This window comes from Acidovorax sp. HMWF018 (genome assembly GCF_003061035.1).
GTDB classification, from domain to species: domain Bacteria; phylum Pseudomonadota; class Gammaproteobacteria; order Burkholderiales; family Burkholderiaceae_C; genus Acidovorax; species Acidovorax delafieldii.
Genome location: NZ_QAIM01000174.1, coordinates 10,140 through 15,846, shown reverse-complemented (window position 1 = coordinate 15,846; position 5,707 = coordinate 10,140). Strand labels below are relative to the sequence as shown.

The following is a 5,707-nucleotide window of genomic DNA, read 5'->3' as shown; positions in this document are numbered from 1 at the left end:
GCGCCTGCCCGAGCCCGACACCCTGGCCCAGGGCGCCACGCTGCTGCGCACGCTGGTGGCCCATGACGACTGGCTGCCCGACACCTATGCCCAGCCCCACCCCGATCGCTACCAGCAGTACCTGCTGCATGCCGATGCGCTGGGGCGCTTTTCGGTCGTGAGTTTTGTGTGGGGCCCCGGCCAGGCCACGCCCATTCATGACCACACCGTGTGGGGCCTGATCGGCATGCTGCGCGGCGCCGAGGATTCGCAGGCCTATGCCCGCACGCCCGACGGCCGCTGGGCACCGCAGGGCGCGCCCGTGCGGCTGCAGCCGGGCCAGGTGGAGGCCGTCTCGCCCAACGACCCCGCAATAGGCGATGTGCACCGCGTAAGCAACGCGTGGGCGGGCCACACCTCCATCAGCATCCACGTGTACGGCGCCAACATTGGCGCGGTGCAGCGCAGCGTGTACCTGGAGGACGGCACGCGCAAGCCATTCATCTCGGGCTACAGCAACAGCACCCTGCCCAACCTCTGGGACCTGTCCAAAAACCCTACACCGGCTGCCTGAAGCCGATCCGACCCAACACCATGACCGCTCCCGCCCTGCCCCAGACTTCGTTCCACCAGGTTCGCGAGGCCCTGCTCGCCCGCCAAGAAATCGCCTTGCTCGACGTGCGCGAGGAAGACCCGTTTGCCCAAAGCCACCCGCTGTTCGCCGCCAACCTGCCCGCCGGAAAGATCGAGCTGGAGGCGTGGACGCGCATTCCGCGCCGCGACACCTTCATCGTGGTGTACGACAACGGCGAAGGCCTGGCCGAGCCCGCCGCGCGCAAGCTGCAGCAGCTGGGCTACACGCAGGTGACGCTGCTGGCCGGTGGCCTGCAGGGCTGGCGCGATGCGGGCGGCGAGCTGTTCATCGACGTGAACGTGCCCAGCAAATCGTTTGGCGAGCTGGTGGAGGCCGAGCGCCACACGCCCTCGCTGGCAGCCGAAGAGGTGCAGGCGCTCATCAACGCCCAGGCCGATGTCGTGGTGCTGGATGCGCGCCGGTATGACGAGTACCACACCATGAACATCCCCACCGGCGTGAGCGTGCCCGGCGCGGAGCTGGTGCTGCGCGCGCAGGCACTGGCGCCCAACCCGGCCACGCAGATCATCGTGAACTGCGCGGGCCGCACGCGCAGCATCATCGGCACGCAGTCGCTGGTGAACGCGGGCATCCCCAACCCGGTGGCGGCCTTGCGCAACGGCACCATCGGCTGGCTGCTGGCCGGCCAGACGCTGGAGCGCGGCGCCACCCGCCGCTTTGACCCCGCAGTGCATGCCGACCGCGAGCGCGCGCCTCAGCAGGCGCGCAGCGTGGCCGACCGCGCGGGCGTGCAGCGCGCCACCCGCGCCAACCTGGCGCGCTTTGGGGCCGAGGCGCAGCGCACCACCTACCTGCTGGACGTGCGCACGCCCGAAGAATTTGCCGCAGGCCACCTGCCCGGCTTTCGCAACACGCCCGGCGGCCAGCTGGTGCAGGAGACCGACCACACCGCCGCCGTGCGTGGCGCGCGCATCGTGCTGGTGGATGACGACGGGGTGCGCGCGAACATGAGTGCATCGTGGCTGGCGCAGATGGGCTGGGACGTGTGGGTGCTGGACGACGCGCCCGCCGCCGACTTCAGCGAGACCGGCGCCGTGGCCAACACCGTGCCCGAGCCCGAAGGCCCGATTGCCTGGGTCACGCCCGCACAACTGGCGGATTGGCTGAACGAAGAAAGCAAACAGCGCCCCGGCCACACCGCCGTGCTGGACCTGACCACCAGCGCTAACTACGTGCAGCGCCACATCCCCGGCGCGTGGTTCGTGATCCGCTCGCAACTGGCACAGGCGGTGGCCAGTATTCCCAAGGCGCAGCGTTATGTGTTGACCTGTGGCAGCAGCCTGCTGGCACGCTATGCCGCGCAGGACCTGGCCCGCCTGACGGGTGGCGCCGAGGTGGTGGTGCTGGAGGGTGGCACGCTGGCCTGGATCGCCCAGGGCCTGCCGCTGGAGCATGGCGAGACGCGCCTGGCCTCGCCACGCATCGACCGCTACCGCCGCCCGTACGAAGGCACCGACAGCCCGCGCGAAGCGATGCAGGCCTACCTGGACTGGGAGTTCGGGCTGGTGGAGCAACTGGGGCGCGACGGCACCCACGGGTTCCGAGTGATCTGATTCACTATCGATTTAATAGCTGCCAGCGCATGATTCACTAGCGCTACCGGCTGATTTCTCTACAAACCCTCTTCTGGGGCGCCCCAGGGGTGCTTACAACGCCCCGTACCGCCACGACACGTTCATCGCCAGCACCTCGCCCTGCGCCAAGGTGCGCAGGCCGGGCTGGCCCGGTTGGTGGAAAGCATCGATGGGCTGGGTGATGGGCTCAAAGCAGAACGCCGGGCCCTGTGGCGGGCGGTACACCAGGCAGTAGTGGTGGGCCGCGCCGCCGTCCTTGGCAAAGTCTGGCATGTGGGCGGTAAGGCGCAGACCGCGCTCGGGCCAGTCGATCTGCGCGGTGCCGCCCCAGCCGGTGTAGGCGTTGTCGATCAGGCCGCCGTTGGCGGGCGCACCGGTGTTCAAGTCCCAGCCGGGCGGGAAGTGCTGCGTGTGCTCCGTGGGCAAAGGGTCGTCGCCACACAGCCACACGCCCTGCACCGGCGCCGTGATGCGCGTGCCGGGCGTGCGCGGAAACCAGGGGTGCAGGCCCAGGCCGTAGGGCAGCGGCTGCGCGCCCAGGTGCCGCACTTGCACCGACTGGTCCAGGCCGCCCTCCACCAGGCGGAAGGTCTGTACACATTCGTACTCGTAGGGGTTGCCGTCAAAGCGCTCGGAGCGCAGCTGCATCTGCAGCGTGTCGGGCGCGGGCTGGGTCAGCTGCCAGGGCTGCAGCCACCCGTCGCCGTGAATAGGGTACGGCTCGCCCACGCGGTTGGGACGCATGGGGTGGAACTGCCCCGCGTGCTCAAACCCGCCGCCGCTGATGCGGTTGGACCAGGGCACCATGGCAAAGGATGCAAGCTGGTACAGGTCGGGCGTGGCGCCATCCCACGGCCGCCACAGGTCGATCCGCGCGCCCGCCGCTTGCGGGTCGTCGATCTGCCAGGCCGCCACGCTGCCGCCCAGTGTGGGCACCAGGCCCAGGTGCTGCCCCGCGTGGTGCAGCCAGACGATGGGGTGGCGGGATGAAGTGGCCTCGGTCATGGGCGGTGTGCTTTCTGCGGGATGGAGGAAAAAGGAGGCGGAGCCACGGCCCCGCCGCTGCGCGTGGCGCCAGCGTCAGCCGCCGAACAGGTGTGCGGGCAGGCCGGGCGTGCTGATATCCACGGCAAACAGAGCACCCGCCAGCGGCTCAGCCGCGATCTGCTCGGGCGTGAGCCCGGTGCGGGCCGAGGTGATGTACAGCGTGCGCAGGTCTGCACCGCCAAACGCGCAGTTGGTGACCTGGCTCACGGGCAGGGTGATGCGGGCCAGCTCTTCAGCCGTGTCGGCATCGTGGCAGGTGACGCAGCCACCGCCCCAGTGCGCAATCCACAAGCGGCCTTGCGCGTCGGTGGTCATGCCATCGGGCACGCCGTCCGCAGCGGGCCAGCGCTTCCACAGCGTTTTGTCGCTCACGGTGCCGGTGGCCAGGTCGCAGCGGTAGCGGTAGGTCGTGCCCTGCACCGTGTCGTTGAAAAACATGGCCGGGCCCCGCGCGGTGGTGGCCCAGGTGGGGCCGTTGGTCACGGCAAAACCATCGTCGTGCCGCACGCAGTCGCCACTGGCGGTGTAGCTGTAGAGCGCGCCCGTGGGGGCCTCGCACGCAAAGTCCATGCTGCCGCCCCAAAAGCGGCCCTGGGCGTCGCACTTGCCGTCGTTGAATCGGTTGCCGGTGCGCTCTGGCTCGGGCTGGTGCAGGTAGCGTGGGGCGATGTCGGCAGCGGGGTCGAACAGCGCAAAGCCCCGGCGCAGAGTGACGATGAAGCCGGGGGCGTTGGCGCGCTCGGCGATGGCGGAGATTTCTTCGTCAAACGTCCAGCGCTGGTGGGCACTGGTGGCCGGGCTCCAGCGGTGCAGCTCGCGCTGCAGGATGTCCACCCAGTACACGGCCTGCTCGCGCACCGACCACAGCACGCCCTCACCCAGTGCGTTGCCCAGCGCGACCACGCAGCGCACGGCGCCGGTGGATGTTGGCGCAGAGGCGGACGCGCCGCTGGGCGGTGGGATGGGGGTATCCAGCGAAGGGCGCACGTTGGTTGTCTCCGGTCGTTTTTTTGCATCGGCCTGCCGCCAGGCACTTGACGAGCGGCATCTTATCAACGCCAATTGATGCTTGAAATGAATTTTTTCGCCATTGATTGATTGCAATATTGATATGACGCAGTTTTTTACCCCCTTCTCTTCCTCGACCGACGCCACGGGCGCCCCCCAGGGCCTGGCGAAATTCCCCAGCCTGCAAGGCCGCGCCGTGTTCGTGACCGGCGGCGGCAGCGGCATTGGCGCGGCCATCGTGGCGGCGTTTGCAGAGCAAGGCGCCCGCGTGGCGTTTGTGGACGTGGCGCGCAACGCCAGCGAAGCCCTGGCCCAGCACATTGCCGACGCAGGCCTGCCCCGCCCCTGGTGGCGTGTGTGCGATGTGCGCGATGTGAACGCCCTGCAAGCCTGTGTGGCTGAAGCGGCGGCCGAGCTGGGCAGCGACTTTGCGGTGCTGGTGAACAACGTGGCCAGCGACGACCGGCACACGCTGGAGTCCGTAACCCCCGAGTACTACGACGAGCGCATGGCCATCAACGAGCGCCCCGCCTTCTTCGCCATCCAGGCTGTGGTGCCCGGCATGCGCAGGCTGGGCGCGGGCTCGGTCATCAACCTGGGCTCCACGGGCTGGCAGGGCAAGGGCACGGGCTACCCCTGCTATGCCATTGCGAAGTCGTCGGTGAACGGCCTCACGCGCGGGCTGGCCAAGACTCTGGGGCAGGACCGGATCCGCATCAACACGGTGTCGCCGGGGTGGGTGATGACGGAGCGGCAGATCAAACTGTGGCTGGACGCCGAGGGCGAGAAGGAGCTGGCGCGCAACCAGTGCTTGCCGGACAAGCTGCGGCCACATGACATTGCGCGGATGGTGTTGTTTTTGGCGTCGGATGATGCGGCGATGTGTACGGCGCAGGAGTTCAAGGTGGATGCGGGGTGGGTTTGAATTTTTGAGGTCTTTTTGGGCTCTGGCGCTTATTCATTAAGCGCTGGTAGCTATTGTTTTTGTAGATTTTGAGGGTGGGTGTTGGTCTGGCGGCGTGCTCGGGTTGAGGACGGAGGCCGGGAGTCGCCCGGCGTGCGAGTAACTTTCTTTCGCGTCGCCGAAAGAAAGTCACCAAAGAAAGGGCGACCCTACTGCGCGCGTCCCTCCGCTGCGCTACGGGCAACCTGCGATGCTCGCACAGAGGGTGCGCCGCAGAACTCACTGCGCGCTACGCGCTCCGTTCAAACAACTGCGGCAAGTCAGTGCACGAAGTACGTGTGTCCTTCGGCACACGCACGCACCCCCTGCCCTGCGCTTCTCGGCACGCGCAGAAGGGAACCCAAAAATGGACATCCACACGGGCCATTGCTTCGCTGCGCTGCGCTCGGTCCCGTCTCGCGGGCGCAAGCGCCAAGCGCTGCGCAGGCGGGGCCGAGCGCAGCGATGGCCCGTGTGGCTGTTTGGATGTTCGGCTCCCCA

At 68.2% G+C, this 5,707-nt stretch carries 5 protein-coding genes; 3 read left to right on the top strand and 2 right to left on the bottom strand.

The window, feature by feature from the left end:
• The first annotated feature begins 4 nt into the window (after positions 1–4).
• Entirely contained in the window at positions 5–553 is a 549-nt protein-coding gene (locus tag DBR23_RS06615; RefSeq protein ID WP_233250306.1) for a cysteine dioxygenase, read from the top strand.
• A gap of 20 nt (positions 554–573) precedes the next feature.
• Positions 574–2,187: a rhodanese-related sulfurtransferase gene (locus DBR23_RS06610; protein WP_108497707.1), complete on the top strand. Its 1,614-nt coding sequence runs from the start codon at positions 574–576 to the stop codon at positions 2,185–2,187.
• A 93-nt stretch (positions 2,188–2,280) separates the two neighbouring features.
• Here DBR23_RS06610 and DBR23_RS06605 read toward each other — a convergent pair whose 3' ends face one another.
• Positions 2,281–3,213: an aldose 1-epimerase gene (locus tag DBR23_RS06605; protein WP_108497706.1), complete on the bottom strand. Its 933-nt coding sequence runs from the start codon at positions 3,211–3,213 to the stop codon at positions 2,281–2,283.
• 75 nt (positions 3,214–3,288) lie between these two features.
• Entirely contained in the window at positions 3,289–4,242 is a 954-nt protein-coding gene (locus DBR23_RS06600) for an SMP-30/gluconolactonase/LRE family protein (RefSeq protein WP_108497705.1), read from the bottom strand.
• A 124-nt stretch (positions 4,243–4,366) separates the two neighbouring features.
• On the opposite strand from DBR23_RS06600, the gene DBR23_RS06595 reads away from it, so the two are divergent.
• On the top strand, positions 4,367–5,188 hold the full coding sequence (locus DBR23_RS06595) for an SDR family NAD(P)-dependent oxidoreductase (protein WP_108497704.1): 822 nt from the start codon (positions 4,367–4,369) through the stop codon (positions 5,186–5,188).
• Positions 5,189–5,707: the final 519 nt, after the last annotated feature.